The sequence below is a fragment of the Hoyosella subflava DQS3-9A1 genome, from assembly GCF_000214175.1.
GTDB classification, from domain to species: domain Bacteria; phylum Actinomycetota; class Actinomycetes; order Mycobacteriales; family Mycobacteriaceae; genus Hoyosella; species Hoyosella subflava.
Genome location: NC_015564.1, coordinates 510,630 through 535,286, shown reverse-complemented (window position 1 = coordinate 535,286; position 24,657 = coordinate 510,630). Strand labels below are relative to the sequence as shown.

The 24,657-nt window shown below is 62.2% G+C and carries 39 protein-coding genes; 4 read left to right on the top strand and 35 right to left on the bottom strand.

What is annotated here, in order from left to right; genetic code table 11:
- Positions 1 to 81: 81 nt before the first annotated feature.
- Complete coding sequence (eccB, locus tag AS9A_RS02450) at positions 82 to 1,503, bottom strand: type VII secretion protein EccB (protein ID WP_237707865.1); 1,422 nt, start codon at positions 1,501 to 1,503, stop codon at positions 82 to 84.
- A gap of 170 nt (positions 1,504 to 1,673) precedes the next feature.
- Between eccB and eccE the strand changes: the two genes are divergently transcribed.
- Entirely contained in the window at positions 1,674 to 3,410 is a 1,737-nt protein-coding gene (gene eccE / locus AS9A_RS02445; RefSeq protein WP_013805306.1) for a type VII secretion protein EccE, read from the top strand.
- Here the strand turns inward: eccE and truA are convergent.
- The 33 genes from truA to AS9A_RS02285 all read right to left on the bottom strand — a co-directional run bounded on the left by truA (position 3,349) and on the right by AS9A_RS02285 (position 22,000).
- Positions 3,349 to 4,248: a tRNA pseudouridine(38-40) synthase TruA gene (truA, locus tag AS9A_RS02440; protein ID WP_237707864.1), complete on the bottom strand. Its 900-nt coding sequence runs from the start codon at positions 4,246 to 4,248 to the stop codon at positions 3,349 to 3,351. The two genes, eccE and truA, sit on opposite strands and share 62 nt — an antisense overlap.
- A 13-nt stretch (positions 4,249 to 4,261) precedes the next feature.
- Positions 4,262 to 4,873: a 50S ribosomal protein L17 gene (gene rplQ / locus AS9A_RS02435; RefSeq protein WP_013805305.1), complete on the bottom strand. Its 612-nt coding sequence runs from the start codon at positions 4,871 to 4,873 to the stop codon at positions 4,262 to 4,264.
- Between the two features lie 60 nt (positions 4,874 to 4,933).
- Positions 4,934 to 5,995 carry a DNA-directed RNA polymerase subunit alpha gene (locus tag AS9A_RS02430; protein ID WP_013805304.1) on the bottom strand — a complete coding sequence of 354 codons (1,062 nt, stop codon included), beginning with the start codon at positions 5,993 to 5,995 and terminating at the stop codon, positions 4,934 to 4,936.
- Positions 5,996 to 6,083: 88 nt separating this feature from the next.
- Positions 6,084 to 6,689 carry a 30S ribosomal protein S4 gene (gene rpsD / locus AS9A_RS02425; protein ID WP_041450801.1) on the bottom strand — a complete coding sequence of 202 codons (606 nt, stop codon included), beginning with the start codon at positions 6,687 to 6,689 and terminating at the stop codon, positions 6,084 to 6,086.
- Positions 6,690 to 6,709: 20 nt separating this feature from the next.
- Positions 6,710 to 7,123: a 30S ribosomal protein S11 gene (rpsK, locus tag AS9A_RS02420; protein ID WP_013805302.1), complete on the bottom strand. Its 414-nt coding sequence runs from the start codon at positions 7,121 to 7,123 to the stop codon at positions 6,710 to 6,712.
- A 3-nt stretch (positions 7,124 to 7,126) separates the two neighbouring features.
- On the bottom strand, positions 7,127 to 7,501 hold the full coding sequence (gene rpsM, locus AS9A_RS02415; protein WP_013805301.1) for a 30S ribosomal protein S13: 375 nt from the start codon (positions 7,499 to 7,501) through the stop codon (positions 7,127 to 7,129).
- A gap of 184 nt (positions 7,502 to 7,685) precedes the next feature.
- Complete coding sequence (gene rpmJ / locus AS9A_RS23095) at positions 7,686 to 7,799, bottom strand: 50S ribosomal protein L36 (RefSeq protein WP_074390888.1); 114 nt, start codon at positions 7,797 to 7,799, stop codon at positions 7,686 to 7,688.
- Positions 7,800 to 7,877: 78 nt separating this feature from the next.
- On the bottom strand, positions 7,878 to 8,099 hold the full coding sequence (gene infA / locus AS9A_RS02410) for a translation initiation factor IF-1 (protein ID WP_005443304.1): 222 nt from the start codon (positions 8,097 to 8,099) through the stop codon (positions 7,878 to 7,880).
- Between the two features lie 221 nt (positions 8,100 to 8,320).
- The gene (map, locus tag AS9A_RS02405) at positions 8,321 to 9,115 is read right to left on the bottom strand and encodes a type I methionyl aminopeptidase (protein WP_013805300.1); all 795 of its coding nucleotides are present in this window, start codon (positions 9,113 to 9,115) and stop codon (positions 8,321 to 8,323) included.
- Between the two features lie 16 nt (positions 9,116 to 9,131).
- Positions 9,132 to 9,677, bottom strand: coding sequence for an adenylate kinase (locus AS9A_RS02400; protein ID WP_013805299.1), 546 nt, complete (start codon positions 9,675 to 9,677; stop codon positions 9,132 to 9,134).
- Positions 9,674 to 10,987 (bottom strand): preprotein translocase subunit SecY, encoded by a 1,314-nt coding sequence (gene secY / locus AS9A_RS02395; RefSeq protein WP_013805298.1) that lies wholly within the window; start codon positions 10,985 to 10,987, stop codon positions 9,674 to 9,676. The genes AS9A_RS02400 and secY overlap by 4 nt, the downstream gene beginning before the upstream one ends.
- A gap of 276 nt (positions 10,988 to 11,263) precedes the next feature.
- A complete protein-coding gene (gene rplO / locus AS9A_RS02390) occupies positions 11,264 to 11,704 on the bottom strand; it encodes a 50S ribosomal protein L15 (protein WP_013805297.1) in 441 nt (146 codons plus the stop codon).
- Positions 11,705 to 11,706: 2 nt separating this feature from the next.
- The gene (rpmD, locus tag AS9A_RS02385; protein WP_013805296.1) at positions 11,707 to 11,886 is read right to left on the bottom strand and encodes a 50S ribosomal protein L30; all 180 of its coding nucleotides are present in this window, start codon (positions 11,884 to 11,886) and stop codon (positions 11,707 to 11,709) included.
- A 2-nt stretch (positions 11,887 to 11,888) separates the two neighbouring features.
- The gene (gene rpsE / locus AS9A_RS02380) at positions 11,889 to 12,536 is read right to left on the bottom strand and encodes a 30S ribosomal protein S5 (RefSeq protein ID WP_013805295.1); all 648 of its coding nucleotides are present in this window, start codon (positions 12,534 to 12,536) and stop codon (positions 11,889 to 11,891) included.
- Positions 12,537 to 12,588: 52 nt separating this feature from the next.
- The gene (rplR, locus tag AS9A_RS02375) at positions 12,589 to 13,005 is read right to left on the bottom strand and encodes a 50S ribosomal protein L18 (protein WP_013805294.1); all 417 of its coding nucleotides are present in this window, start codon (positions 13,003 to 13,005) and stop codon (positions 12,589 to 12,591) included.
- A gap of 2 nt (positions 13,006 to 13,007) precedes the next feature.
- Positions 13,008 to 13,547, bottom strand: coding sequence for a 50S ribosomal protein L6 (gene rplF / locus AS9A_RS02370; protein ID WP_041450800.1), 540 nt, complete (start codon positions 13,545 to 13,547; stop codon positions 13,008 to 13,010).
- 13 nt (positions 13,548 to 13,560) lie between these two features.
- Positions 13,561 to 13,959: a 30S ribosomal protein S8 gene (gene rpsH / locus AS9A_RS02365; RefSeq protein WP_013805292.1), complete on the bottom strand. Its 399-nt coding sequence runs from the start codon at positions 13,957 to 13,959 to the stop codon at positions 13,561 to 13,563.
- Between the two features lie 80 nt (positions 13,960 to 14,039).
- On the bottom strand, positions 14,040 to 14,225 hold the full coding sequence (locus tag AS9A_RS02360; RefSeq protein ID WP_013805291.1) for a type Z 30S ribosomal protein S14: 186 nt from the start codon (positions 14,223 to 14,225) through the stop codon (positions 14,040 to 14,042).
- Between the two features lie 6 nt (positions 14,226 to 14,231).
- Positions 14,232 to 14,816 (bottom strand): 50S ribosomal protein L5, encoded by a 585-nt coding sequence (gene rplE, locus AS9A_RS02355; protein ID WP_013805290.1) that lies wholly within the window; start codon positions 14,814 to 14,816, stop codon positions 14,232 to 14,234.
- Between the two features lie 2 nt (positions 14,817 to 14,818).
- A complete protein-coding gene (gene rplX, locus AS9A_RS02350; RefSeq protein WP_013805289.1) occupies positions 14,819 to 15,136 on the bottom strand; it encodes a 50S ribosomal protein L24 in 318 nt (105 codons plus the stop codon).
- Entirely contained in the window at positions 15,136 to 15,504 is a 369-nt protein-coding gene (rplN, locus tag AS9A_RS02345) for a 50S ribosomal protein L14 (RefSeq protein ID WP_013805288.1), read from the bottom strand. The genes rplX and rplN overlap by 1 nt, the downstream gene beginning before the upstream one ends.
- Positions 15,505 to 15,627: 123 nt before the next feature.
- Positions 15,628 to 15,939 carry a 30S ribosomal protein S17 gene (gene rpsQ, locus AS9A_RS02340; protein ID WP_013805287.1) on the bottom strand — a complete coding sequence of 104 codons (312 nt, stop codon included), beginning with the start codon at positions 15,937 to 15,939 and terminating at the stop codon, positions 15,628 to 15,630.
- Positions 15,936 to 16,181 carry a 50S ribosomal protein L29 gene (rpmC, locus tag AS9A_RS02335; protein WP_013805286.1) on the bottom strand — a complete coding sequence of 82 codons (246 nt, stop codon included), beginning with the start codon at positions 16,179 to 16,181 and terminating at the stop codon, positions 15,936 to 15,938. Before rpmC ends, rpsQ begins: the two co-directional genes overlap by 4 nt.
- Positions 16,181 to 16,597 (bottom strand): 50S ribosomal protein L16, encoded by a 417-nt coding sequence (gene rplP, locus AS9A_RS02330; protein ID WP_013805285.1) that lies wholly within the window; start codon positions 16,595 to 16,597, stop codon positions 16,181 to 16,183. Before rplP ends, rpmC begins: the two co-directional genes overlap by 1 nt.
- A 2-nt stretch (positions 16,598 to 16,599) precedes the next feature.
- Positions 16,600 to 17,412, bottom strand: a complete 813-nt coding sequence (gene rpsC / locus AS9A_RS02325; RefSeq protein ID WP_013805284.1) for a 30S ribosomal protein S3 — start codon at positions 17,410 to 17,412, stop codon at positions 16,600 to 16,602.
- Positions 17,412 to 17,819 carry a 50S ribosomal protein L22 gene (gene rplV / locus AS9A_RS02320; protein WP_013805283.1) on the bottom strand — a complete coding sequence of 136 codons (408 nt, stop codon included), beginning with the start codon at positions 17,817 to 17,819 and terminating at the stop codon, positions 17,412 to 17,414. Before rplV ends, rpsC begins: the two co-directional genes overlap by 1 nt.
- Positions 17,816 to 18,097, bottom strand: a complete 282-nt coding sequence (rpsS, locus tag AS9A_RS02315) for a 30S ribosomal protein S19 (protein WP_013805282.1) — start codon at positions 18,095 to 18,097, stop codon at positions 17,816 to 17,818. Before rpsS ends, rplV begins: the two co-directional genes overlap by 4 nt.
- Positions 18,098 to 18,110: 13 nt before the next feature.
- Positions 18,111 to 18,944, bottom strand: coding sequence for a 50S ribosomal protein L2 (gene rplB, locus AS9A_RS02310; protein ID WP_013805281.1), 834 nt, complete (start codon positions 18,942 to 18,944; stop codon positions 18,111 to 18,113).
- Between the two features lie 63 nt (positions 18,945 to 19,007).
- Positions 19,008 to 19,322, bottom strand: a complete 315-nt coding sequence (rplW, locus tag AS9A_RS02305; protein ID WP_013805280.1) for a 50S ribosomal protein L23 — start codon at positions 19,320 to 19,322, stop codon at positions 19,008 to 19,010.
- On the bottom strand, positions 19,319 to 20,017 hold the full coding sequence (gene rplD, locus AS9A_RS02300) for a 50S ribosomal protein L4 (protein ID WP_013805279.1): 699 nt from the start codon (positions 20,015 to 20,017) through the stop codon (positions 19,319 to 19,321). The genes rplW and rplD overlap by 4 nt, the downstream gene beginning before the upstream one ends.
- A 2-nt stretch (positions 20,018 to 20,019) precedes the next feature.
- Positions 20,020 to 20,679: a 50S ribosomal protein L3 gene (gene rplC / locus AS9A_RS02295; protein WP_013805278.1), complete on the bottom strand. Its 660-nt coding sequence runs from the start codon at positions 20,677 to 20,679 to the stop codon at positions 20,020 to 20,022.
- A gap of 30 nt (positions 20,680 to 20,709) precedes the next feature.
- Complete coding sequence (rpsJ, locus tag AS9A_RS02290) at positions 20,710 to 21,015, bottom strand: 30S ribosomal protein S10 (RefSeq protein WP_003938093.1); 306 nt, start codon at positions 21,013 to 21,015, stop codon at positions 20,710 to 20,712.
- A gap of 481 nt (positions 21,016 to 21,496) precedes the next feature.
- Complete coding sequence (locus AS9A_RS02285; RefSeq protein ID WP_407636560.1) at positions 21,497 to 22,000, bottom strand: hotdog fold domain-containing protein; 504 nt, start codon at positions 21,998 to 22,000, stop codon at positions 21,497 to 21,499.
- A 138-nt stretch (positions 22,001 to 22,138) separates the two neighbouring features.
- On the opposite strand from AS9A_RS02285, the gene AS9A_RS02280 reads away from it, so the two are divergent.
- Genes AS9A_RS02280 through AS9A_RS02270 form a run of 3 tightly spaced genes read left to right on the top strand, consistent with a single transcriptional unit; the run spans position 22,139 to position 23,833 of the window.
- On the top strand, positions 22,139 to 22,318 hold the full coding sequence (locus AS9A_RS02280) for a hypothetical protein (RefSeq protein WP_013805275.1): 180 nt from the start codon (positions 22,139 to 22,141) through the stop codon (positions 22,316 to 22,318).
- Entirely contained in the window at positions 22,311 to 23,261 is a 951-nt protein-coding gene (locus tag AS9A_RS22550; RefSeq protein WP_013805274.1) for a DUF6286 domain-containing protein, read from the top strand. Before AS9A_RS02280 ends, AS9A_RS22550 begins: the two co-directional genes overlap by 8 nt.
- Positions 23,258 to 23,833, top strand: a complete 576-nt coding sequence (locus AS9A_RS02270; protein WP_013805273.1) for an Asp23/Gls24 family envelope stress response protein — start codon at positions 23,258 to 23,260, stop codon at positions 23,831 to 23,833. Before AS9A_RS22550 ends, AS9A_RS02270 begins: the two co-directional genes overlap by 4 nt.
- On the opposite strand, the gene AS9A_RS02265 is transcribed toward AS9A_RS02270, so the two are convergent.
- Positions 23,823 to 24,635: an alpha/beta fold hydrolase gene (locus AS9A_RS02265; protein ID WP_013805272.1), complete on the bottom strand. Its 813-nt coding sequence runs from the start codon at positions 24,633 to 24,635 to the stop codon at positions 23,823 to 23,825. The genes AS9A_RS02270 and AS9A_RS02265 overlap by 11 nt on opposite strands.
- Between the last annotated feature and the right edge of the window lie 22 nt (positions 24,636 to 24,657).

The window sequence follows — 24,657 nt, the reverse complement described above, 5'->3', positions numbered from 1 at the left end:
TGCAATCTCGAAATGACATTGATCACAGAGAAAGATAGCATGCACTTTCTAATTGCGGTTAACGAATCGGCTGATCCGGGCTCACTGGTCCGGCAGCACGGCCCCCGGGACACTGTCATGCGCAACGAGTGCTTCATCGCGGCCGAGCGGCGGCCCCGGGGTGAGGAGCCGGAGAATCGGCCCGGGAGCGGGCGCCGAATCGGACTCGAGCCCGAGCGCTGCCGCTTCTGCGGCGGAGGGGATCCCGAATCGCACTCCCGTATCCGAGACGTAGACCGGAGTACCCGAGGGAAGCGCCAGCTTCGCACCGGCAGTGCCTACAGGGTGCACAAACCGGCCACCGCCTGGTGCGACGTATACCTCGTCGGCGAGCATTTCGTCAGCATGAGCCTCACTGACGCGCTGTACCAACTGAGCGTCGTCCGGAACGGGCAGCGCAGCTCCCGCGAGGACCTTGAGGGCAGCGCTGCCATCTACCGGCGTCCAGGACAGGCAAGCGACAGGAGCGTCGATCACGGTGGGCGCGACAGCTGGATACGCATCGATCGGAAGGTCCTCGCGCGGCGGTACACGCTTCAGCGCATCCGGTGGTACAACAGGGATCTCACCAGCACCCAGGGAATCAGCGAATCGAAGCAGATCCGCGATCGCCTCCCCTACCGGCTGGACGCCATCGCGGACGATAACGTAGTGCTGGGAACGGCCAGCCTGGTTAACGCGCACCACCGAGCCGACTTTCCGTCCGCTGAAGTGAGCAGAAGGCTCGTCGTTCCCTTCGATCACAGGCGGGGCGAGCGGCGGCACTTCGGGCACCGCATTGAGTAGTCCCGCGCTCACTGGCCGCGGCTGCACACCCTCCAGCCCGTACGCACGCACCACCGCGAGATCCGAGAGGTCCACTCGCGCACGGACGCCGTCGTAAATAAGAAAATCCTGCTCGTCACGCCGTACGAGCAGGGCGTCGCGGTCACCAAATGCTCGCACATCGGCGAGCACCGGATCACCCGCAATCACCGCCGTACGGATGCTCTCCGGCCGCCCGCCCGCGCCTCCAGGCAACGAATCACACACCGTCCACGCACCACCTGTGGCTGCGTCTACCCGCAACGTCTGCGGGGCACCCGGAATACCAAGCAATGGTCCACGCGGATACTTCGCCAGGTCATCTTCACTGACCATCGCTGGCTCGGCTGCGTTGTCGAGAATCAGCCTCGCCGAGGCGAGATTGAGCACCGGGTGGAACACGTCGTCGACGCGCACGAACATTGCGCCCGAATCCCGCCCCACCGCGATCGATGCGTCACGAACCTTGTCCTGGGGCCACAGCACCGCGAGGACACCAGCACCAGCGATTCCGAGCATCGCGATGACCAATCCGACCGCGAGCGCCCGATTCTGCGATCGGAGCGGATCACTGAGCATGCGCGCATCCTTGCGGATAAGCGCATGCTCCATACGCCGTAACAGGAAGCGATACCCACTGACTTGGGTACGCGTAGTCACATGGCCCGCCACTGTTCCTCCCCTGAACTTGCGGTACAAGCCTGTGAACCCCGATAATTCCCCCAAACGGGGCACACTCGTAGCAGGGTAGAACGCTGGGGGGCGTTTTTCCATTCGCGCAGGTCAACGTCCAGGCCGCGCGGGCGAGTGCCGCCATTGATTGGGGGGACATGGACGTTCACATCGCGCGCGTGCTTCAGCGTGTACCCATCCGGGGCATGGTGGCCGCGCAGATCGCAGTGCTCTGGGCCATCGTGACAGGCACAATCGTGAAGTTGCCGTCGGTCACAATGGTGAGCGGCGCGGTGCTGCTCGCAATCCTGTGTCTTGCGACGTGGCGCGGACGGCTCTTAATCGACTGGGCGGCTGCGCCTCTCACTGCTCACGCGAAGGCGTATGCCGAGGACCCCGATCCGATCGGCCGTGTGTTCAGCGTGCCGCTCAGCCAGGTCACCGGCATTGAGGCACCCGGCGCAACTGCCATCGGAATACACTGTCGCGGCACCTCCAGTGCCGCAATCCTCGAGATCACCAGCGCGCCACTAATGCCCGCCGCGTTCGGTCGTGACTCGTACGCCGGTGAGACCGCTGTGCCCATGAGAGCCCTCTCGAAGCTCCTCGACCAGTACGGATTCGCGCTCAGTGGTATCGACGTCGTTACCCACGGACTCAAGAGCACCACCGATCACCCGATCGGCCAGCATTACGCCCGTCTCATCGCACCGCTGCCCGCCGCCAGTCACCGGCGCACCTGGATCGTGCTACGCCTCGACACACTGGATTCGTGGCGTGAGATCCAGCGGCGCGGTGGTGGCGATGCCGGGATCGGTCAAGCGCTCGCGGTAACCGCGGTTCGCGCACAGCGACAATTAGCATCCGAAGGCTTCGGAACCACGCCATTGACCGCTGCGGACATCGAACGCATAGGCCGGAGCGCTCCGCGATTTGATCGCATCTACGCCCTGGGCGCTCCGGGGCTTAGCCCCGAGCAGATGCTGCCAGTGTGGCAACCTGCCACTTCGCTCACGGCACTGACCCTTCAGCTACGCCGCGTGCGAGAGAACGCCAATTGCACCGAAGCTCGGTACGGCGTCGCGGCGGTAGCTGGCCATGCGTCCGCACCAGATGTGAAACGAACACCGATCCCAGTCGCGCACGCCGTGCCGCTTTCCGGACACGGCGATCTCGTCCATCAGATCCTGCTACCGCTCGGATCTGGTGACGCCGCCACGATGTCCGGCACCCTCGGACGAGCGCGATTCCCGGCAGACAAATTACCGAGCCTCCACATACCGGCCGGAGGGTGCGGCCAACTCATCGGCACAGACCAGATGGGGCGTGCGATCACAATTCCACTCGCATCTAGTTCTGTCCGGTACGCCATGGTCGCAGGCCGCATCCAGCTAGTGCAGCAAGTCGTCATACGCGCCGTCGCCGCTGGTGCGCACGTTCGCATCGCGACGAATCGGCCACACGTTTGGGCGCCGCTCATACCAAACCGGAGACTCACCCAAAAACCCGGGATCATCGCCTTCGCCGAACAGCCATGGGTGGCCCCTGCGACTGAAACACACCGCTTACTCGTGGTGGACGACCCGGACTACCACCTGGCGCGCCAGCCTGGCATCACCATCCTCGAGGTTCGCGGGATGCCCGTTGACGGCACCGCGCATGACCGCGAAGTCGATTCCCCGCGGCCCGAAGCGGACGTCACCATCGAACAGTCCCGGCACGCCGCCAGTCAGTTACGTGTCACGATCGGAGGCCGTCACCTCGACCTCAGCATCGTGACCTACCCAGAAGAGATGGATTACCTCACCCATCCGGGCAGTACGGGCCGGACGATCAGTTCTCAGCCGGAATCTGAGGGTCCGCGAGCGAGACGGGTTCACGCACACGCCGGGTAGCTTCAGAACGCGCCCGGAGTTCGTCGTCGGGTGGATAGTCAACCCGGACGAGGCTCAGTCCGTGCGCAGGAGCAACGGTGACGGAACTGGCGCGCGCACGCTCGCTTAGCAGAAACCGTATCCACTCGGGGTCGCGGCGCCCCTCGCCCACCGCGAGGAGTGCGCCCACCAGGCTGCGCACCATAGACCAGCAGAACGCGTCAGCGCTGACATGTGCGACATGCAGGTCGCCGGACTTTACCCAGTCCAGGCGCTGAATCTCCCGCACCGTCGTGGCGCCCTCGCGATGCCGGCAGAACGCCGCAAAATCGTGCAGGCCCACGAGGTGCCGGGCAGCGGCCCCGATGCGCTCTGTGTCGAGTTTTCGCGGCCATGCGAGCGTGTCACGCGCCCGCACTGGTTCCGCGCCGTACGGCGCGGTACTGACGCGGTACTGGTAGTGGCGCCGCATCGCGGAAAATCTCGCGTCAAAGGCGGGGTGGGCCACCGTAATATCGGTGATCCGCACGTCTACCGGCAGCAACCGGGCGAATCGGCGCACGAGCCGTGAAAGATCCTCGGGCACAACCGTTGCGGGCACGTCCATGTGCGCCACCTGTCCGGCTGCATGGACGCCCGCGTCTGTGCGGCCAGCGCATGTCAGTTCGATTGGTGTCCGCAACACGAGCGACAGCGCCTCTTCGAGCACACCCGCCACGGTCCGTTGGTCGCGCTGTCGTGCCCAGCCGGCGAAGCCTGTTCCGTCGTAGGCGATATCGAGCCGCAGCCGGACAGCGGAAAGCCCGCCATCCCCAACTGGGGAGGCGGGCTTTCCTTCCTGAACTTCTTCAGGTGTCACGCCGATGCTGTCCTTACTTGGACTCGTCAGCGTCGCTAACCTCGGCAGCCTCGGTAGCGTCCGCGGCGGTTGCGTTCTGATCCTCGAGAGCGTCGACGACCTCTTCCGCATTCTCGACAGCTGCGTCGTCAGCCGCATCCACGGCCTCCTCGGCAGGGTTCTCCACTGTCACTGTCTCTTCGGCCGTAGCCTCAGAAACTGGTGCAGCTGCAGGGGCGCTCTGCGAAGCGGCCACGCGGCGAGCGCGGTCCGCCTCGGACGAGACGGTCTGCTCCTTGACGAGTTCGATCACTGCCATCGGGGCGTTGTCGCCCTTGCGTGGCAGCGTCTTGACGATGCGGGTGTAGCCACCGTCACGCTCAGCAAAGTGCGGGCCAATTTCGGCGAAGAGCTTGTGGACGACGTCCTTGTCGCGGATCGTCTTCAGCACCTCACGACGATGGGCGAGTCCGCCCTTTTTCGCGTGGGTGACAAGCTTCTCCGCGAACGGACGCAGCCGCCGGGCCTTGGCCTCGGTGGTGGTGATGCGGCCATGCTCGAACAGTGACGTTGCGAGGTTAGCCAGCATCAGCTTCTGATGCGACGCTGAGCCGCCAAGGCGCGGCCCCTTGGTGGGCTTGGGCATGGTGATGCTCCTCTAAGATCGCCCGACCCGGTCAGTCCACCGAGGGCGGGTGAAAGTGAATTAAAGCTGTTCTGTTTCGGCGTAGTCCTGCTCAGCGGCATAGTCACCGTCGCCGTCAGCGTCGGTGTCGCGCCATGTCCCCGTGCTCGCGTCGTACCCAGCGACCGCCGAAGGATCGAACGGTCCAGGGCTGTCCTTGAGCGAAAGACCGAGCGTGTGAAGCTTGACCTTCACCTCGTCGATGGACTTCTGCCCGAAGTTGCGGATATCAAGGAGGTCAGACTCCGTGCGGCTCACCAGCTCGCCGACCGTGTGTACACCTTCACGCTTGAGGCAGTTGTACGAACGGACGGTGAGATCGAGCTGCTCGATCGGCATCGCGTATGCGGCGATGTGATCAGCTTCCTGCGGTGACGGCCCGATCTCGATGCCCTCGGACTCCACGTTCAGCTCACGGCACAGGCCGAACAGCTCGACGAGTGTCTTGCCTGCCGAAGCAACGGAGTCACGCGGGCTGATCGAGTTCTTCGTCTCAACGTCAACGATGAGACGGTCGAAGTCGGTGCGCTGCTCGACACGGGTCGCCTCGACCTTGTACGTGACCTTCAGGACTGGCGAGTAAATCGCGTCCATCGGGATACGCCCGATCTCGGCACCGGTGGCCTTGTTCTGCAGCGCTGGAACGTAGCCACGGCCACGCTCTACCACAAGCTCGATCTCCAAGCGGCCCTTGTCGTTGAGGGTCGCAATGTGCAGATCCGGGTTGTGCACCTCGACACCCGCAGGCGGAACGATGTCACCAGCGGTGACAGCTCCGGGGCCCTGCTTGCGCACGTACATGGTGACAGGCTCATCCTCTTCCGAGCTCACTACGAGGCTCTTCAGGTTGAGGATGATTTCGGTGACGTCTTCCTTCACCCCCGGGACGGTGGTGAACTCATGGAGAACACCATCGATCCGGATGCTGGTTACGGCCGCGCCCGGAATGGACGACAGCAGTGTCCGGCGAAGGGAGTTGCCGAGGGTGTAACCGAATCCCGGCTCGAGCGGCTCGATGACGAACCGTGACCGGCTATCGGCGACGATCTCTTCCGTCAGCTCTGGGCGCTGAGAGATGAGCATGTGTTCCTGTTCCTCCTTGGCATCCGCTATTTGATGCCGATTAGGGTTTTATGAGGGGCGCCCAAGAATGGGACGCCCCTCATACCGATTACTTCGAGTAGAACTCGACGATCAACTGCTCCTGCAGCGGAACGATGATCTGTTCCCGATCGGGCTCCTTGTGGACAAGGATCCGAAGCTTCGATGGGACAACCTGCAGCCAGCCGGGAGCTTGACGCTCGGTGATCAGTTCCTTCGCGAGCTGCATCGGAACGGTCTCCAGCGACTGTGGGCGCACATCGATGATGTCGTACTGCGAAACGCGGTAGCTCGGAATGTCGACGCGCTGGTTGTTCACCAGGAAGTGACCGTGAGTCACGAGCTGGCGAGCCTGGCGGCGAGTACGCGCAAACCCTGCACGGTAAACCACGTTGTCGAGACGAGTCTCGAGGATGCGGAGCAAGTTCTCACCCGTCTTACCTGAACGGCGTGTTGCCTCCTGGTAGTAGCGGCGGAACTGCTTTTCCATCACGCCGTAGGTGAAGCGCGCCTTCTGCTTCTCCTGCAGCTGGAGCAGGTACTCGCTCTCCTTGATCCGCGCGCGGCCGTGCTGACCGGGCGGGTAGGGACGCCGCTCGAAAGCCTGGTCACCACCAACGAGGTCCACCCGGAGACGACGCGACTTGCGGGTTACAGGACCGGTATAACGTGCCATTGTTTGACCTTCCCTTCCTGTTAGACCCGGCGGCGTTTCGGCGGACGGCAGCCGTTATGCGGCTGTGGCGTGACATCAGAGATCGTGCCCACCTCGAGGCCAGCGGCCTGCAGTGAACGGATCGCGGTCTCGCGGCCGGAACCGGGGCCCTTCACGAAGACGTCAACCTTCTTCATGCCGTGGTCCTGGGCCTTGCGTGCCGCGTTCTCGGCAGCGAGCTGCGCGGCGAACGGGGTCGACTTGCGAGAACCCTTGAAACCAACGTGACCTGAGGAAGCCCAGGAGATCACGTTGCCCTGCGGGTCTGTGATCGACACGATGGTGTTGTTGAACGTGCTCTTGATGTGCGCGTGACCATGCGCAATGTTCTTCTTTTCGCGGCGGCGGGACTTCTGGCCCTTCTTACCGCCGGTCGCTCGTGACTTGGGGGGCATTTCTTACCTTGCCTTCTTCTTACCGGCGATCGTCTTCTTCGGGCCCTTCCGGGTGCGCGCGTTAGTTTTCGTGCGCTGACCCCGGACCGGGAGGCCGCGGCGGTGCCGCAGACCCTGGTAGGAGCCAATTTCCATCTTTCGGCGAATGTTCGCCTGCACCTCGCGGCGCAGGTCACCCTCGATCTTGAAAGACCCTTCGATGTATTCGCGGAGCTTCGCGACATCATCGTCAGTCAGGTCTTTCGTGCGGAGGTCCGGGCTAATGCCCGTCGCCGTAAGAATCTCCTGGGAGCGGGTCCGGCCGACGCCGAAGATGTATGTCAGCGCGATCTCCATGCGCTTATCGCGCGGCAGATCGACGCCTACAAGCCGTGCCATGCGGCTGTTTCCTCTCATTTGCGGAGGTCTTCTCCCAGTCCGTCCCGTAGCTGATGCTCGGGCCCCGGCCTCCGTTCCAGGGGAGTCTGCCCGCGTATCGGGCAGGTGGCGCTGGGAGGTCTTCTTGTGTGCTGTCTGGCAAGCAGATCGCGAAAAGTGCGGCAGTCATGCCCCCGCAGTCAGGTCAGCCCTGACGCTGCTTGTGGCGCAGGTTGTCACAAATGACGAAAACCCGCCCCTTGCGACGTACGACCTGACACTTGTCGCAGATCTTCTTGACGCTTGGCTGAACCTTCACGTCCGTCCAATCTGTTCGGTTGTCTCACCCCGCGGCGACCAGGCGCCACGCGGGTTGCTGGCGAAGCCAGCCAGTTGGTTACTTGTAGCGGTAGACGATCCGGCCCCGCGACAGGTCATACGGCGAGAGCTCCACCACTACGCGATCCTCTGGGAGGATCCTGATGTAGTGCTGGCGCATCTTTCCGCTGATGTGCGCGAGGACCTTGTGGCCGTTTTCCAGCTCAACTCGGAACATTGCGTTGGGCAGCGGTTCGATAACGCGTCCCTCGACCTCAATGGCCCCGTCTTTCTTAGCCATGTCCTCCGCGATCCCGGGCAGAGCTCACCCCGGCCCCTTTGTTTACCATTTCATCTGATCCACTCAGGCGCTTGACGCACCAACGCACCATCCTACGCAGGAATTGCGAAGGCGCCAAATCACTGCTGCCACCCGCTCTATTTGGCGCACAGAAAACGGGACAGATTCAGGAGTTACTCCTGTGCGTCTGTCCCGTTTCCCAGTGTTTCTGAAGCCGCGTGCTAGTCGTGGGGCCGCAAGGTCAGGATGCGCGGGCCGTCATCTGTGACCGCGACGGTGTGTTCCCAGTGCGCAGCACGACTCCCGTCAGCAGTGACAACCGTCCATTCGTCGTCCAGAACTTCAGTATCGGTGGTGCCGAGCGTCAGCATCGGCTCAATGGCGAGCACCGACCCAACCACCAGATGCGGGCCCTTACCCGGTGCCCCCTCGTTGGGCAGGAACGGATCGAGGTGCATCTCGTTTCCGATCCCATGGCCACCGTAACCATCAACGATGCCGTACTTCCGGCCATGTGCGCGTTCGAGTTTCCGGGTGCCCATTTCAAGTGCATAGGAGACATCGGTGAGTCGATTCCCCTCCACCATCGCCGCGATACCCGCTTCCAACGTCAGGCGAGTCGCATCACTGAGGTCGCGGTCAGCGTCGCTGGTCGCCCCCACCCCGAACGTCCAGGCGGAATCCCCGTGCCAACCGTCGAGGATGGCACCGCAGTCGATCGAGACGAGGTCACCCGCCTCGATCACTCGGCTGCCGGGGATTCCATGCACGACCTCTTCGTTGATCGAAGCGCAGATGGAACCCGTGAAGCCGTGGTAGCCAAGGAAGGACGGCACAGCATTCGCCGCGCGGATTGTTGCTTCGGCGATTTCGTCGAGTTCCTTGGTGGTCACGCCGGGCTTTGCGGCGTCGCGCACAGCAACGAGTGTCTCGCCGACAATTGCACCCGCCGCAGCCATCGCATCGAGTTCCCCGGCGGACCGGAACGGAACTACCTTGCGTTTCCTGAGTCGCACGTTCAGTGAACCCTGTTCACTTGCGCAGCGCAGCCATTGCGCGCCCGTTGATCTCTTCGATGTCACCCACGCCATTGACTGTTTTCACGATGGCGGCGTAGTGCTCGAGCAGCGGCGCCGTCTCATCCCGATAGACGTGCAGCCTGGTACGGATGACGTCCTCGTTGTCGTCGACGCGGCCGCGCTCGAGCATGCGTGCAACGACGACATCTTCATCGACGACAAACGAAACGACGGCGTCGAGTTTGGTGCCGTGATCGTCAAGAATCTTCTCGAGCGCCTCAGCCTGATCGACCGTGCGTGGATAGCCATCGAGCAGGAAGCCGTTTGCAGCGTCGGGCTCGCTGATGCGCTGCTCGACCATGCGGTTGGTGATCTCACTCGGAACGAGCTTGCCCGCATCCGTGTAGGCCTTCGCCTCAAGGCCTAGCGGTGTGCCCTGACCGATGTTGGCACGAAACAGATCACCGGTGGAGATGTGCGGGACGCCGAGCTTCTCCGACAGGAGCGCTGCCTGCGTTCCTTTTCCCGCTCCGGGAGGACCAAGTAGTACGACTCTCACTTCAAGAACCCTTCATAGTTGCGCTGCATCAGTTGGCTTTCTATCTGCCTTACTGTATCGAGAGCCACGACCACCATGATGAGTACCGCCGAACCACCGAACGGAATGCTCTGGACATCGCCACTCCCCGCATTGAGGAATACGTTCGGCAGCACAGCAATCGTGCCCAGGTAGATCGAGCCTGGCAGTGTGATGCGGTTGAGCACGAACGAGAGGTATTCGGCGGTGGGTCGCCCAGGCCTGATGCCAGGAATGAAGCCGCCGTACTTCTTCATCTCTTCAGCACGATCATCCGGGTTGAACGTGATCGATACGTAGAAGAACGTGAAGAACATGATGAGCATGAAGTACAAGATGATGTACACCGGGCTGCTCGGGTTCATCAGATGCTCAGTCATGAAGCGCTGCCACGCCGGTGGCTCTTCCTGCCCGGTCGTGAGCTGAACAACCAGGAACGGCATGTACAGCAGTGACGAGGCGAAGATGACCGGGATGACACCAGCCTGGTTCACCTTCAGTGGCAAGTAGGTTGACGTACCGCCGTACATGCGGCGCCCAACCATGCGCTTCGCGTACTGCACAGGAATGCGGCGCTGGCCCTGCTCGACGAACACAACACCGGTGACAATCGCCGCTGCCGCGATACAAACGAGGGTGAACGTGACGCCACCGCGGCTCTGAAGGATGTTGTTGCCCTCAACCGGGATCATGGCGGCGATGCCGGCGAAGATCAGCAGCGACATACCGTTGCCGACGCCCCGCTCGGTGACCTGCTCACCGAACCACATCAGCAGCGTTGCGCCAGCCGTCATCACAAGCACGATCACCAGGAGCCCGAAGACGCTGGTATCGGCAATAATGTCGAGTTCACAACCCTGCAAGAGCTGACCGCGCGCGGCCAGTGCGACGATTCCCGTCGCCTGCAGCATGGCCAGCGCGACCGCGAGATAACGCGTGTACTGCGTCATCTTGGCCTGACCGCTTTGGCCTTCTTTTCTCAGTTGTTCGAACTTCGGGATCACTACCGTCAGCAACTGGACGATGATGCTCGCCGTGATATACGGGATAACACCGATTGCAAATACCGAGAGCTGCAGCAGGGCGCCGCCGGAGAACAGGTTGATCAGCGAGTAAAGTCCGGCCGCGTCGCCGCCGGTAGCCTGCGCGACACAGGATTGAATATTCGCGAAGTCAACACCGGGCGATGGAATCTGCGCGCCGAGACGGTAGAGGACGACAATCCCGAGCGTGAAGAGAATCTTCCGCCTCAGGTCTGGAGTCCTGATGGCCGTAACGAAGGCGGAGAGCAACGATCCTCCTGGCTAGGACGGTAGTACAGGGCAGCGAAGTTCAGGCAAGCGGTCACACGCGGTGATAGCTGGCCGAGCGATGGCCAACATGCCTGTCTCGCAGGTCTGGTCAACTCTAACAGTATCCGGGGGTACGCCCTTTGCGCCGCAGCATCAGTTGCGCGCTGGGCGAGCCTCCCCCATTCCGTGACGAACCACGGACAGCACAAGAGGCCGTCAGGGTGAACCCCCACGGCCTCTCGTTGCTTCAGTCACAGCACTGCTGTATCCGAGATATCACAGCTCCGTTGCGGAGCCGCCAGCAGCGGCGATCTTCTCTTTAGCGGCACCGGAGAACTTGTTCGCGGTAACCTGCACGGCTACCGAGATGTCGCCCTCGCCGAGAACCTTCACCAGCTCGTTCTTCCGAACGAGGCCAGCCTGAACGAGTTCAGCGACACCGATCGTGCCCCCTTCAGGGAAGACGCGCGCGATGTCACCGACGTTCACGGCCTGGTATTCGGTGCGGAACCGGTTCTTGAAGCCCTTCAGCTTAGGAAGCCGCATGTGAAGGGGCATCTGGCCACCTTCGAACATCACGGGAACCTGCTTGCGGGCCTTGGTGCCCTTGGTGCCACGACCAGCGGTCTTGCCCTTTGAGCCTTCACCGCGGCCAACGCGCATCTTGTCTTTCTTCGAGCCCTCAGCGGGACGAAGGTGGTGCAGTTTGATCGCCATGATCAGACCTCCTCAACTTCTACGAGGTGGCGCACCACATGGATAAGCCCACGGTTCTGAGGGGTGTCCTCACGGACTACCGACTGGCGGATCCGCTTCAGACCAAGGGTGCGCATGCTTTCGCGCTGCTTCGGGTTCGCCCCGATGGTGCTTCGCAGCTGGGTAACTCTCAACTCAGCCATTGCTATGCCCCCTGCCCTGCGCGTGCGCGGAGCATACCGGCAGGTGCAACGTGCTCGATCGGAAGACCGCGACGTGCGGCAACTTCCTCAGGGCGCTGCAGCTGCTTGAGTGCTGCGACCGTCGCGTGAACAACGTTGATGGCGTTGTCGCTGCCTAGTGACTTCGACAGGATGTCATGGACACCTGCGCATTCAAGCACTGCGCGTACAGCACCGCCGGCGATAACACCGGTACCGGGGCTGGCCGGGCGCAGGAAGACAACACCTGCTGCGGCTTCACCCTGCACTGGGTGGGTGATGGTGCCCGCGATCAGCGGAACACGGAAGAAATTCTTCCGGGCCTCTTCGACGCCCTTCTGAATGGCCGCGGGAACTTCCTTGGCCTTTCCGTATCCGACACCGACGACACCGTTGCCGTCACCGACAACGACGAGGGCGGTGAAGCTGAAACGACGACCACCCTTGACGACCTTGGCGACTCGGTTGATCGCGACGACGCGCTCGAGATGGTTCGACTTCTCGTTCGCTGGACCACGGGCATTGTCGCCGCGGCGGTCGCGACGATCTCTGCGGTCCTTCTGGTCGTCACCACTTGGATTGTTACTACCGGCGGGTCCGCTGCCGCCGTCACGCCGACCACGTCCCGGCATTAGGCTTTCCTTCCGTTCGTACGATTTGGTGTGTTTCGGGTGGTCATCATGATCAGAACTTCAATCCACCTTCACGTGCGGCATCAGCCAGTGCGGCGATGCGGCCGTGATAGTCGTTGCCACCCCGGTCGAACACCACCGCTTCGATGCCGGCATCCTTGGCGCGCTGGGCGATGAGGGCACCGACCTTTTCGCTCCGGGCTTTTTTGTCACCCTCGACAGCACGCACGTCCGGCTCCATCGACGATGCGGCAGCGAGTGTGCGTCCTGCGAGGTCGTCGATCACCTGCACGTGGATATGCCGCGAGGAGCGGTGCACTGCGAGACGGGGACGTTCCGCAGTACCCGCGATCTTCTTCCGCAGACGGAAGTGGCGGCGGGCACGGGAGATACGGCGCTGCGTCGAGACGTCGGTACCGACCGGCGTGCGCTTGATCGGCTTATCTGTTGCTTGTGTTGCCTGGCTCATGATTACTTACCCGTCTTTCCTTCCTTGCGACGGATCTGCTCGCCGGCGTAACGAATGCCCTTGCCCTTATAGGGGTCTGGACGGCGCAGGCGGCGGATGTTGGCAGCGACCTGCCCCACCTGCTGCTTGTCGATGCCAGAGATCGAGAACTTGGTCGGCGATTCCACCTTGAAGGTGATGCCTTCCGGCGCCTCGATCGGCACAGGGTGGCTGAACCCGAGGGCGAACTCGAGGTTGCTTCCCTTTTGCTGCACGCGGTAGCCCACGCCATGGATTTCCATGTTCGTGGTGTAGCCCTCGGTGACACCGACGACCATGTTGTTGATCAACGTGCGTGAGAGACCGTGCAGTGCGCGGCTCTTACGCTCGTCATCGGGACGTGAAACCGCGATCGTTCCATCATCGTCACGAGCGACCGTAATCGGTGTGGCGATAGTGAGATCGAGGGTGCCCTTCGGGCCCTTCACGACAATTTTCTGGCCGTCGATGTTGATGTCAACACCGGACGGGACTCGCACAGGGTGCTTTCCAATACGTGACATGTCGTGGCCTCCCTCACCAGACGTAGGCGAGGACTTCCCCGCCCACCCTCTGAGTCGCAGCCTGACGGTCGGTAAGCAAGCCTGTCGACGTGGAGATGATCGCCACGCCAAGGCCACCCAGTACCTTCGGCAGATTGGTGGACTTTGCGTATACGCGCAGACCCGGCTTAGAAACACGGCGCAGACCAGCGATCGAGCGCTCACGGGTCGGGCCGTACTTCAGCTCGACGATCAAAGACTTACCGACCCGAGCAGGCTCAGTGCGGTAGTCGGCGATGTATCCCTCGCGCTTCAGGATCTCGGCGATGTTCGCCTTCAGCTTTGAGTGCGGCATTACCACGGTGTCGTGGAATGCCGAGTTGGCATTGCGCAGACGCGTCAGCATGTCTGCGACAGGATCGGTCATGGTCATGGGAGTGACCTACTCACCTTTCTCGCCACGGTTCCCCGCAGGGGCCTGCAGCGAAGTGCAAATTGATAATTCTTGAAATCTCACCAGGACGACTTGTGCACGCCGGGCAGTTCGCCCTTGTGCGCCATCTCGCGAAGGCACACGCGGCACAGACCGAACTTGCGGTAGACAGAGTGCGGGCGACCGCACTTCTGGCACCGTGTGTACGCGCGGACGGCGAACTTCGGCTTGCGAGCGGCCTTGATTACCAGTGCTTTCTTAGCCATGGATGCTCAGCTCTCCTTGAAGGGGAAGCCGAGGTGCTTCAGCAGCGCACGGCCCTCTTCGTCAGTTGTCGCGGTAGTCACAACAGTGATGTTCATGCCGCGAGGACGGTCGATCGAGTCGATGTCGATCTCGTGGAACATTGACTGCTCATTGAGACCGAACGTGTAGTTGCCATTTCCGTCGAACTGCTTGGGCGACAGTCCACGGAAGTCCCTGATACGGGGCAGCGCGATGGTGACCAGGCGGTCGAGGAACTCCCACATGCGGTCACCGCGCAGGGTGGCGCGGGCACCGATGGGCATTCCTTCGCGCAGCTTGAACTGCGCGATGGACTTCCGGGCGCGACGAACCTCAGGCTTCTGACCGGTGATCAGCGAGAGATCCCGGACAGCGCCGTTGATCAGCTTGCCGTCACGAGCGGCGTCTCCGACGCCCATGTTGACGACGACCTTCACGACACCGGGGATCTGCATGACGTTCGCGTAGGTGAACTCGTTGTTCAGCGCGTCTTTGATCTCGCTGCGGTAGCGGGACTTCAGCCGCGGCTGCACTTCACTCCGGTACTTTTCTGGGTGCTCAACAGCAGTCATGCTCAGATGTCCTTCCCGGTCTTGCGGGAGATCCGAACGCGCTTGCCGGACTCCTCATCGGCGCGGTATCCCACCCGGGTTGGATTCCCGTCAGCATCGACCACCATGACGTTGGAAACATGGATTGGCGCTTCCTGGGTGACGATTCCACCGGTCTGAGCACCGCGCTGGTTTGCCGAAATGGGCGTGTGCTTCTTGATACGGTTCACACCCTCGACAAGCACCTTTTCGGTCTTCGGGAAAGCCTGAATGACCTTGCCCTTAGCGCCCTTGTCCTTGCCTGATACGACGAGAACTGTGTCGCCCTTACGTACCTTCATCACAACACCTCCGGCGCAAGCGAAACGATCTTCATGAAGCGCTTGTCACGAAGCTCACGACCAACTGGGCCGAAGATTCGGGTGCCACGTGGGTCGGTAGCGTTCTTGAGGATGACAGCTGCATTCTCATCGAATCGGATGTACGAACCGTCGGGACGGCGGCGTTCCTTCTTGGTGCGAACGATAACGGCCTTGACGACCTCGCCGCGCTTGATGTTGCCGCCAGGGATGGCTTCCTTCACCGTCGCAACGATGATGTCACCCACACCGGCGTAACGACGTCCGGATCCACCGAGAACGCGGATGCACAGAATCTCCCTAGCACCCGTGTTGTCGGCGACCCGAAGTCGCGATTCCTGCTGGATCACTATCTTCTCCTGAACCTGGATTTATACGTGGCAGATTTCCGACCTGACCACGCTCGGTCCCAATCTGTCTTTATTGCCCCGCTCTGCCCACCGCGGCTCGCGCTGCGGCGGGCAGAAGGAAGACTACTTGGCTTTTTCGAGAACCTCGACGAGCCGCCAGCGCTTGGTGGCCGACAGTGGACGGGTCTCCATCAGCTGCACGCGGTCGCCGATGCCTGCGGTCTCATTCTCGTCGTGAGCCTTGACCCGGCTGGTGCGCCGGATGACCTTGCCGTAAAGCGAGTGCTTCACGCGGTCTTCAAGCTCGACGACGATCGTCTTCTGCATCTTGTCGGAAACCACGTAGCCGATGCGCGTCTTGCGCCGGCCCCGGGGCTTCTGGGTCTGGGCGGAGCCTTCCGCCTGAGCCGAATTCACGCTGTTGTCCTCACTCATGCTGCGTCACCAGCCGTCTCGGTTTCCGGTCCTGCAGCAAGCCCGAGTTCGCGCTCACGCAGCACCGTGTAGATCCGTGCGATGTCCTTACGGACTGTGCCCAGACGACGGTTGTTGTCGAGCTGTCCGGTTGCCATCTGGAAACGCAGGTTGAAGAGCTCTTCCTTAGCTTCGCGTAGCCGCTCGACCAGCTCTTCTTTGCTGAGTTCACGGAGCTCTGAGGCTTTTGTTCCGGTAGCCATCAGAACTGTCCCTCCCTCGTCACGATCCTGCACTTCATTGGGAGTTTGTGGATCGCGCGGCGCAGAGCCTCACGAGCCACCTCCTCATTGGGGTATGACATCTCGAACATCACGCGGCCAGGCTTGATGTTCGCGACCCACCACTCGGGTGAGCCCTTACCTGAACCCATGCGGGTTTCGGCTGGCTTCTTCGTCAGCGGCCGGTCAGGGAACACGTTGATCCACACCTTGCCACCACGGCGGATGTGCCGGTTGATGGCAATACGCGCGGATTCGATCTGCCGGTTGGTCAGGTACGCCGGCTCAAGAGCCTGAATACCGAAGTCACCGAATACCACCTGGGTGCCGCCCTTGGCGAGACCCGTGCGCTTGGGCTTGTGCTGCTTGCGGTGCTTCACCTTGCGTGGGATCAGCATCGTCAGGCCTCCTTGCTCTCACTTGGCGCAGTACCTGCGCCAGCAGCCCCGACACCAGCGTCAGCCGTCTTCCGTCCGCCTTCAGGCGCTGAGGAACCAGCGCCACCGCGACGGGGTCGTGACGGGCGCTCACGGCGTGGCCGACGATCGTCAGCTCCTGGCACGACAACATCTGCCTCACGGCGGCCACCAACAACGTCACCCTTGTAGATCCAGACCTTCACGCCGATCCGGCCGAACGTTGTTTTTGCCTCGTGGAGCCCGTAGTCGATGTCCGCGCGGAGGGTGTGCAGCGGCACACGACCTTCGCGGTAGAACTCCGAACGCGACATTTCGGCACCACCAAGACGGCCTGAGCACTGCACTCGGATGCCCTTGACATGCGGGTGGCGCATAGCCGACTGGATCGCCTTGCGCATCGCGCGGCGGAACGCCACACGGTTCGAGAGCTGCTCCGCCACACCTTGAGCGACAAGCTGCGCGTCGCTGTCGGCGTTCTTCACCTCGAGGATGTTCAGCTGCACCTGCTTGGCAGTGAGCTTCTCGAGCTGTGCACGGATACGGTCCGCCTCGGTGCCGCGGCGTCCGATGACAATGCCTGGGCGTGCCGTGAAGATGTCGACACGCACGCGGTCGCGTGTGCGCTCGATCTCCACCTTCGAGATGCCAGCGCGCTCAAGACCAGTCTTGAGAAGCTTGCGGATCTCGACGTCTTCTTTCACGTACTCCGCGTACTGCTTGTCCGCGTACCAACGGGACTTCCAGTCCGTGGTGATACCTAGACGGAAGCCGTGCGGGTTGATTTTCTGGCCCACTACTGAGCTCCCTTCCGGCGGTTACGGTTGCCTGTGGACTTCGACTCCACACTTTCCACAACCACAGTGATGTGGCTGGTGCGCTTACGGATCCGGAATGCCCGGCCCTGCGCACGCGGCTGGAAGCGCTTCATCGTGGGACCTTCGTCTACATAGGCCTCCGACACCACCAGTGTCCGCGGATCGAGACTCAGGTTGTTCTCGGCATTCGCAACGGCACTAGCGAGCACCTTGGCGACCGGCTCGCTCGCCGCTTGCGGCGCGAACTTGAGGACGGTCAGCGCGTCGGCAGCATCGCGCCCGCGGATGAGATCCACGACGCGTCGTGCCTTCATCGGCGTCACGCGCACGAAGCGAGCCGTTGCCCGAGCGGTCGGGTTCTCGGTCGCAGTGTTGTTGTTGCTCATCGGCGCTTGCTCTTCCGGTCTTCCTTGATGTGGCTTCTGAATGCCCGGGTCGGCGCGAACTCACCGAGCTTGTGACCGACCATGTTCTCGGAAACGAACACCGGGACATGCTTACGGCCATCGTGGACCGCAAACGTGTGACCAATGAAGTCCGGAATGATCGTCGAACGGCGGGACCAGGTCTTGATGACCTGCTTGGTTCCCTTGTCGTTCTGGACGTCCACCTTCGCGAGGAGGTGGTCATCGACGAACGGGCCCTTCTTAAGGCTGCGCGGCATCTTTCACTCCCTCCTAGCGCTTCTTGCCTGTACGGCGGCGGCGAACGATCATCCTGTCGCTTTCCTTGCGACGACGGGTGCGACCCTCCGGCTTGCCCCACGGGCTCACCGGGTGACGGCCACCCGATGTCTTACCTTCACCACCACCATGTGGGTGGTCGATCGGGTTCATCACCACACCACGGACGGTTGGGCGCTTGCCCTTCCACCGCATGCGGCCAGCTTTGCCCCAGTTGATGTTGGCGTGCTCTGAGTTGCCCACCTCACCAATCGAGGCACGGCAGCGGACGTCAACATTCCGGATTTCGCCGGACGGCATACGCAGCTGGGCGTATGGACCATCCTTGGCGACGAGCTGCACGGAAGTGCCCGCACTGCGAGCGATCTTGGCGCCGCCACCTGGGCGGAGTTCGATCGCGTGGATGACCGTACCTGTCGGGATGTTGCGCAGCGGCAGGTTGTTACCTGGCTTGATGTCTGCACCGGGTCCCGACTCGACGACGTCGCCTTGCTTCAGCTTCGCCGGAGCGATGATGTAGCGCTTTTCGCCATCGAGGTAGTGGAGCAACGCGATCCGCGAAGTGCGGTTGGGGTCGTACTCAATGTGAGCGACCTTCGCGTTGACGCCGTCTTTGTCCGCGCGGCGGAAGTCGATGACGCGGTATGCACGCTTGTGTCCACCGCCCTTGTGCCGGGTTGTGATCCGGCCATGAGCGTTACGGCCACCGGACTTGGTCAGTGGGCGAACCAGTGACTTTTCCGGAGTCGAGCGCGTGATCTCCGCGAAGTCAGCGACGCTCGCACCCCGGCGGCCCGGGGATGTTGGCTTGTACTTACGGATTGCCATGAGTCTTCAGTCCTCTTTGTTTCGTCAGTCCCAGTCAGCTAGGCCCCAAAGTGAATTGGGATGCTAGGCGACCGGACCTCCGAAGAGCTCGATGGGCTTGCTGTCTGCCGTCAGGGTGACGAAGGCGCGCTTGGTGTCCTTGCGCTTGCCGAACCCGAATCGGGTCCGTTTCTTCTTGCCCTGCCGGTTGGCGGTGTTCACGCTCACGACCTTCACGCCGAAGATTTTCTCAATGGCGATCTTGATCTGCGTCTTGTTCGCGTCCGGGTGCACGAGGAAGGTGTAGGTTCCCTCTTCGATCAGCCCGTAAGACTTCTCAGAGATGACCGGCGCGAGGATGATGTCGCGCGGATCTGCGAGGGTCTTCGAGGTGGTCACTTCGACTCCTCCTCAGATGATGCTGCACCCGACTTGGCGGTCCGTGCGGCGATGAACGAATCCAGAGCCTCAACGGTGAACACCAGGTCGTCACTGTCCAGCACGTCATACGTGTTGAGCTGGTCAGGAGCGATGGGGTGAACGTTGTCGAGGTTGCTCACGCTCAGCCACGCAGCCAGATCTTCGCGACCGACGACCAGGAGGAACTTATTCCGGTCGCTGATCTGCGCGAAGAAGGTCTTCGCCGCTTTCGTGGATGGTTCCTGACCAGCCACTACCTCGGTGATGACGTGGATACGCTCGCTGCGCGCACGGTCTGACAGCGCGCTGCGCAGTGCACCCGCGATCATCTTCTTCGGGGTGCGCTGGCTGTAGTCACGCGGCTTCGGGCCGTGAACCGTGCCACCACCGACGAACTGCGGCGCGCGGGTCGAGCCCTGGCGCGCACGGCCGGTGCCCTTCTGGCGGTATGGCTTCTTGCCACCACCGCTGACCTCGGCACGCGTCTTCGTCGAGTGGGTGCCCTGGCGTGCGGCTGCAAGCTGAGCCACCACCACCTGGTGCATCAGTGCGACGTTGACTGGCGCATCGAAGATTTCGGCGGGCAGATCGACAGTGCCGTTGGTGCCGCCCTCGGGGGTACGGACATCCAGCTGCAGTTTCGTTGCTGCCACTGTGTCTTTAACGCTGGTCATATTTACTCGCCACCCTTCACAGCGGTCTTGACGACAACAAGGCCGCCCTTACGACCGGGGATGGCGCCCTTGATAAGGAGCAGACCAGCATCGCTGTCCACCTTGTAAACCGTCAGGTTCTGGGTGGTGACACGCTCGTTGCCCATGCGGCCTGCCATGCGCATGCCCTTGAAAACGCGGCCCGGAGTGGCGCAGCCACCGATTGAGCCTGGACGACGGTGCACAGCCTGAGCGCCGTGTGAAGCGCCCTGCCCGGCAAAACCGTGGCGCTTCATGACACCGGCGGTGCCCTTGCCCTTGCTGATGCCGGTCACATCCACCGTGGCGCCATCCGCGAAGACGTCTGCTGTAACTTCCTGGCCGACCTCGTACTGAGACGGGTCTGCTACACGGAGCTCAACGAGGTGACGGCGCGGTGTCGCACCAGCCTTCGCGTACTGCCCGGCGACGGGCTTGGTTACCTTACGGGGGTCGATTGCACCGAATGCGAGCCGCACAGCGTTGTAGCCGTCAGTCTCTTCGGTTCGCACCCCGACAACGACGCACGGCCCGGCCTTGACGACAGTTACCGGCACAACGCGGTTGCGATCGTCGAAGACCTGAGTCATGCCGAGCTTGTTGCCCAGGATGCCCTTGATCTTTGCTTCGTTCTGCTTAGTCATTTGAGCGTGTCTCCACTGCGTCTTGCACGATCACTGGATGTTGACGTCGACGCTCGCCGGTAGATCGATCCGCATGAGCGCATCAACCGTCTTCGGCGTCGGGTCGAGGATGTCGATGAGACGCTTGTGAGTGCGCATCTCGAAATGCTCGCGCGAATCCTTGTACTTATGCGGCGAGCGGATGACGCAGTACACGTTCTTCTCGGTCGGCAACGGCACCGGGCCGACGACCCGAGCGCCCGTACGGGTCACCGTCTCGACGATCTTGCGCGCTGACGCATCAATCGCCTCATGGTCGTAGGCCTTGAGCCTGATGCGGATCTTCTGTCCCGCCACGCTTGTGTCCTTTTCCTTGCCGCTGTAGCTGTGACCCCCTCGGGTCACACCTTTCGATGTTGTGGTCCTGGGACCACCCCTTCGATGCCCTGCATCCTTACGTCAGGATGCTGAGCAGCCATTCCAGACGAACCACAGCCCGCGGGCGCGTGCCAGATCCGATCCGCTGCCGCTGTTCACCTGTCATGGTTCTCCGGTCCACGCGGTCGGGCGTGTCGCCTCTCCGCGCATTCTTCTGCCCTGACGGGCAGCGTGAACGTGTCCCGGATGCGCCCCTGAGGACGCTCGGTTTGTCTCTCGCTACTAGCTGCACTGCACTCCGCGACCAGGCGAAACGCAGCTGACCTTCGCAAATGCGCAGGCCGCAGCACTGACCACTGCCTTGACGGCCCGAGAACAAGTCTGGGCTACTCAAGGCAACCCGAATAGTATGCCTTACAAGGAGTGATCAGCCAAATCCGGGGTATAACCGCCGTTCCAGCTAATTTTTCGGGCGAACCCAAGTCGTGATCCGAGCGTTCACGACTTCGTTGCCGTTCTTGTCCGTGATCGAAACCGTGACGACTACGTCAGTACCATCACTGATGGTTCCGAAGTCGATCGGCTCAATTGTCGCAGTAGCGGTCAAGCTTGACGGAGCCTTGGCCAGGTAGTCAACCGCCATCCCCTTTGGTATCCACTGATGGCTCGGCTGGACCGTCACCTCCATGAGGACACCCATGGCAGCTTCGGCGATATTGCACATGGCGATCGCATGGAACGTGCCGATGTGGTTGTGTACGCCAGGCCACTTAGGCGAGCTCATGACAACACGTCCAGGTTCCGCGCTTCGCACCACTGGCACAACCGTCACAAAGTAGGGGGCTTTCGCCCACACTCCAGCTGAAAAGGCGAGTCGGCCGATCCGGTTACCCCCGAAACGCCGCCAGAGACCCAGGGCCCTCGGCTCGGCCTTACTTTGCGACGACTGATTTGACGTATTCACGGGGCGTGAGCATACGCCGCGGGGACCCCACGGTCTAGCGGGCGTTAACTTGGCGCTGCTGCCGGATGGCTCCTCCTCCGACATCAGCGGAGCGTAGCCTGATGATGCCTGATGATGCCCTCAGACAAGGGAGTCGGAATGAACAACACTGCGGCGGGCCTGTTCACCGGCCTGCTTCTGGCCCTCGCGTTCATCTGGGGCGGCTCCAGTGGCTTGTTCCTCGCTGCCGCATTCGGCGCAATTGGGCTTACACTCGGCGCACATCGCGATGGTTATATCGATCTGGGCGCCCTCCTGCGGAGCCGCGGTCGTGGCTGAGCTGGAAACTCCCGACGGCCGGGGTGACCGGGGGCACCTCGACATCCGTGAGCGCGTCCTCACCCGTGTCGCGGTCGCAGCCGCAAAGTCACTGCCCGACGTAGCCGCCTACCGCACCCGTTTCGCCCGCCGCGACCTCCCCAACGCGTCGGTAGCGTTTGCCAGGACCGGCTTGCGAACACCCGCGGACGCCCACATCACGCTTGATGTCGCGACCGCGTGGCCGGCGCGCTTATCCCATGTGACGCACGAGCTGCGTGCACGCGTCGGGAAGGACATAGCCGCACTGACGGGAGAGCATCCCGCACGTATCGACATCCGGGTCTCCGCCTTCGCAGCCGCGCGCGAGTCGCATCACGCGACTGTCGAGGGTGAACCCGAGCACCCGCCACATCCGCCGACGATCCCCCACGATCCACTCTCTACCCCCGCGGCCCTCTATTTCGGGCTGATAGCTGGCGCTGGACTGATCGTGCTCGGCGCCATCGGCGTGCGAGACTTCCTCATTTTTCGCGAGCTTCTCCCAGGGCCTGCCTGGATACCGCCGACGCTTGAATCCCTTGTCGGAACTGGGTGGCAGAACTGGATGTATTTTCCCGCCGCGGCAGCCCTCGTCGTTGGAGTGTATGCGCTTATCGCCGCGGTTCTTCCCCGACGGAAAACGCACTTCCGGCTCGCCACGGAAGATCCTGCCTGGATGCGCCCTAAAGACATCGCGCGGCGGTGCTCTGCGCTTGCGCGAGAAATACCCGGTGTCATCAACGCGCGCACCACTGTCTCGCGCAAGCGGGCGATCGTAACGATCGATGTATCGAATGCGGGCGATCCTGGGCTTCACGACCGCGTGCATGAGGCGGTTCAGTCGGGGCTGGTGCTGCTGCAGGACCCTCTCGCCATCGAAGTCAAAGTTGGGTCAGCGATAGCCTCGGACGGCGTCCGATGACGGCGCTGATCGTCGCACTGAACCGGGTCGTCAGCGTGATGGTCGGCACTATCCTCGCCCTCGGTGCGCTCGTCGTTCTTGGCTATCAAGCTGGCTGGGGGTGGGCGCGGACGGCGGCAGGGCATATCAACCCCGAAACACTGCTCGAACTCACCGATGAACGATGGTGGCCGCGAGCTGTTTTCGGTATCTCAATCTTGGCGATCGCACTCGGGGGGCTCGTGGTGGGGCTCGCGTTGTGGCCAGATCGCATTGGCCCCGTCGTTCTCGACCCGGATAGCGCCGACGGCCACCTCACCGTTGATCTCCGCGCACTCGCAGGCGCTGTCGCTCACGACCTGAAGGGACGGATTCCCGCTGCGACTGACGTTCGCGCGCACCCCTTCCTTGACCGGGGTGTGCCGACAATCAGCCTCACGATCACACTCCCCGGCAACGCAGATCTAGGTCAGGCGGGCGGCGCGGTCGCCGACTCCATCGCCGACATTTATCTCGCACTCGAAGGTGCACCCATCGCGATTCCCGTCTTCTTCGAAGTCACCCGGAATCGTCCAGTTCCGATCAAGCACTGAGGAATTCGAGAATCAGACTGTTCACGCGGCCCGGCTGTTCGAGGGCACCGTAGTGTCCGGCGTCGCGCACCTCCGCATAGCGGGCTCCGGGGATCGCGTCCGCTACTTCGCGCGCCAGATGGGGCGGGATCAGCCTGTCATCGAGGTATCCGACGGCCAGCACCGGTACCGTGATGCTGCGGTACGCATCGACTCTGCTCGGAAAATCGGACAGCCCCATTTGCGCCCGCACACCAGCCGATGCCGGACCGGTCGAATACTCGATAATTGCCAGCCAGTCGAGAGCATTCTGATCGTCACGGAGCGTAGCTGGAGAGAGATTCATAATTGCGTTCACCGCAGCCTGGTACGAGGGCGGCAACGACACATTTTTGTCGTAAATCTCCCGTTCACCCTGAGAAAGTGAGCGGATCACCGGATCCATGCGCCCGTGCGCGGTCAAGAGCACCGCTTTCTTCACCAAATCCGGACGCGCGAGGCACAGTTCCTGGGTGATGCGCGAGCCTAGTGATGTGCCCACCACGCACGCCGGTCCGTGGCCCTGAGCAGCCAGGTGCTCGATCAGCGCCGCCGTATCCTCCACCATGTCATCAATCGTGAAACCTGCTGCGCACTCGTCGGATGGCGCGATTCCGCGGTTTTCGAAGGTGACGGCTGTGTAGCCCGCCTTCACAAGCGCGGGAACCTGATACATCTCCCAGACTCGACCTGGGCTACCCGTACCCATAACGAAAACAACGAGCGGACCTTTACCGTGAACTCGGTAACTCAGGCGAATCCCATTCAGCTCCACAGTAGGCATGGCTCGTAATTCTCCTTAGATC

What these genes read in the sequence shown, in the direction of transcription:
- rplF (WP_041450800.1), bottom strand. Translation starts at nt 13,547, where the DNA reads ATGTCACGTATTGGAAAGCACCCTGTGCGAGTCCCGTCCGGTGTTGAC.
- rplX (WP_013805289.1), bottom strand. Translation starts at nt 15,136, where the DNA reads ATGAAGGTACGTAAGGGCGACACAGTTCTCGTCGTATCAGGCAAGGAC.
- rplR (WP_013805294.1), bottom strand. Translation starts at nt 13,005, where the DNA reads ATGAGCCAGGCAACACAAGCAACAGATAAGCCGATCAAGCGCACGCCG.
- rpsE (WP_013805295.1), bottom strand. Translation starts at nt 12,536, where the DNA reads ATGCCGGGACGTGGTCGGCGTGACGGCGGCAGCGGACCCGCCGGTAGT.
- rpsS (WP_013805282.1), bottom strand. Translation starts at nt 18,097, where the DNA reads ATGCCGCGCAGCCTTAAGAAGGGCCCGTTCGTCGATGACCACCTCCTC.
- AS9A_RS02430 (WP_013805304.1), bottom strand. Translation starts at nt 5,995, where the DNA reads ATGCTCATCTCTCAGCGCCCAGAGCTGACGGAAGAGATCGTCGCCGAT.
- rplV (WP_013805283.1), bottom strand. Translation starts at nt 17,819, where the DNA reads ATGAGCAACAACAACACTGCGACCGAGAACCCGACCGCTCGGGCAACG.
- rpsK (WP_013805302.1), bottom strand. Translation starts at nt 7,123, where the DNA reads ATGCCCCCCAAGTCACGAGCGACCGGCGGTAAGAAGGGCCAGAAGTCC.
- AS9A_RS02270 (WP_013805273.1), top strand. Translation starts at nt 23,258, where the DNA reads ATGACGGCGCTGATCGTCGCACTGAACCGGGTCGTCAGCGTGATGGTC.
- rplD (WP_013805279.1), bottom strand. Translation starts at nt 20,017, where the DNA reads ATGACCAGCGTTAAAGACACAGTGGCAGCAACGAAACTGCAGCTGGAT.
- rplO (WP_013805297.1), bottom strand. Translation starts at nt 11,704, where the DNA reads ATGGCGATCAAACTGCACCACCTTCGTCCCGCTGAGGGCTCGAAGAAA.
- infA (WP_005443304.1), bottom strand. Translation starts at nt 8,099, where the DNA reads ATGGCTAAGAAAGACGGGGCCATTGAGGTCGAGGGACGCGTTATCGAA.
- rpsH (WP_013805292.1), bottom strand. Translation starts at nt 13,959, where the DNA reads ATGACCATGACCGATCCTGTCGCAGACATGCTGACGCGTCTGCGCAAT.
- rpsQ (WP_013805287.1), bottom strand. Translation starts at nt 15,939, where the DNA reads ATGAGTGAGGACAACAGCGTGAATTCGGCTCAGGCGGAAGGCTCCGCC.
- rpmC (WP_013805286.1), bottom strand. Translation starts at nt 16,181, where the DNA reads ATGGCTACCGGAACAAAAGCCTCAGAGCTCCGTGAACTCAGCAAAGAA.
- AS9A_RS02360 (WP_013805291.1), bottom strand. Translation starts at nt 14,225, where the DNA reads ATGGCTAAGAAAGCACTGGTAATCAAGGCCGCTCGCAAGCCGAAGTTC.
- rpsM (WP_013805301.1), bottom strand. Translation starts at nt 7,501, where the DNA reads ATGGCACGGCTTGTAGGCGTCGATCTGCCGCGCGATAAGCGCATGGAG.
- rplP (WP_013805285.1), bottom strand. Translation starts at nt 16,597, where the DNA reads ATGCTGATCCCACGCAAGGTGAAGCACCGCAAGCAGCACAAGCCCAAG.
- rplC (WP_013805278.1), bottom strand. Translation starts at nt 20,679, where the DNA reads ATGACTAAGCAGAACGAAGCAAAGATCAAGGGCATCCTGGGCAACAAG.
- rplE (WP_013805290.1), bottom strand. Translation starts at nt 14,816, where the DNA reads ATGACTGCTGTTGAGCACCCAGAAAAGTACCGGAGTGAAGTGCAGCCG.
- AS9A_RS02265 (WP_013805272.1), bottom strand. Translation starts at nt 24,635, where the DNA reads ATGCCTACTGTGGAGCTGAATGGGATTCGCCTGAGTTACCGAGTTCAC.
- rpmD (WP_013805296.1), bottom strand. Translation starts at nt 11,886, where the DNA reads ATGGCTGAGTTGAGAGTTACCCAGCTGCGAAGCACCATCGGGGCGAAC.
- eccE (WP_013805306.1), top strand. Translation starts at nt 1,674, where the DNA reads ATGGACGTTCACATCGCGCGCGTGCTTCAGCGTGTACCCATCCGGGGC.
- rplB (WP_013805281.1), bottom strand. Translation starts at nt 18,944, where the DNA reads ATGGCAATCCGTAAGTACAAGCCAACATCCCCGGGCCGCCGGGGTGCG.
- AS9A_RS02280 (WP_013805275.1), top strand. Translation starts at nt 22,139, where the DNA reads ATGAACAACACTGCGGCGGGCCTGTTCACCGGCCTGCTTCTGGCCCTC.
- rpsD (WP_041450801.1), bottom strand. Translation starts at nt 6,689, where the DNA reads ATGGCACGTTATACCGGTCCTGTAACCCGCAAGTCGCGTCGTCTCCGG.
- rplQ (WP_013805305.1), bottom strand. Translation starts at nt 4,873, where the DNA reads ATGCCCAAGCCCACCAAGGGGCCGCGCCTTGGCGGCTCAGCGTCGCAT.